The sequence below is a fragment of the Metabacillus rhizolycopersici genome (assembly GCF_020075705.1).
This window is the reverse complement of record NZ_JAIQUM010000238.1, coordinates 1-726: the sequence shown is the minus strand read 5'-3', so window position 1 is coordinate 726 and position 726 is coordinate 1. Positions and strand designations below refer to the sequence as shown.

The 726-nt window shown below is 38.4% G+C and carries 1 protein-coding gene; it reads left to right on the top strand.

Annotation, left to right across the window (positions count from 1 at the left end; genetic code table 11):
* A partial coding sequence (locus K9V48_RS28280) for a transposase (protein ID WP_224142338.1) occupies positions 1 to 726 on the top strand: 726 nt, incomplete at both ends.

Sequence of the window (726 nt, the reverse complement as noted above, 5' to 3'; positions counted from 1 at the left end):
CTAAAAACGATGTAAAAGATGCCAGAGTTATTGCTCAATTGGTCAAGGACGGGAGATATGCTGAACCAACTATTCCACAAGGGATTTATGCAGAACTCCGTGTGGCTAAGAAAATTCGTGATCTCTTGACTGTTGACCAACAAATTGTACAAGGCCAAATGCATAACTGGATTGACCGATACTTTCCTGAATTTTTAACAGTTTTTAAGAATTGGGAAGGTAAGGCTGCTTTAAAATTCTTAAAGTTAAATATATTACCACATGAACTTGTACATTTCTCGGATCAAGAGCTATTAAATCACTTAAGAAAAGCTGTTAAACGTAGTGTAGGACTTAGTAAGATTCAGGACTTAAAACAAGCAGCTGGTGAATCTATTGGTATTCGTCAAGGGGGAGATATGGCGAAATTAGAATTACAAACATTGATAGCTAAATATGAGTTAATCCAGTCTAAATTCGAAGAATTGGATGCCAAAATAGATACATTAATTGATCAAATACCTGGCGTTCAACAGATGCTTGCCATCAAGGGAATCGGAAGAGATACTGTCGCAGACTTTTTTGCAGAAGTCGGAGATCTAAATGAGTACTCCCACCCGAGGCAAATCATCAAGCTGGCTGGGTTAAGTCTCAAAGAAAATACGTCTGGTAAGCACAAGGGACAAACAAGGATTACGAAGCGAGGTAGAAAGAAACTTCGTGCTCTGTTGTTCAGAGTCTGTATGA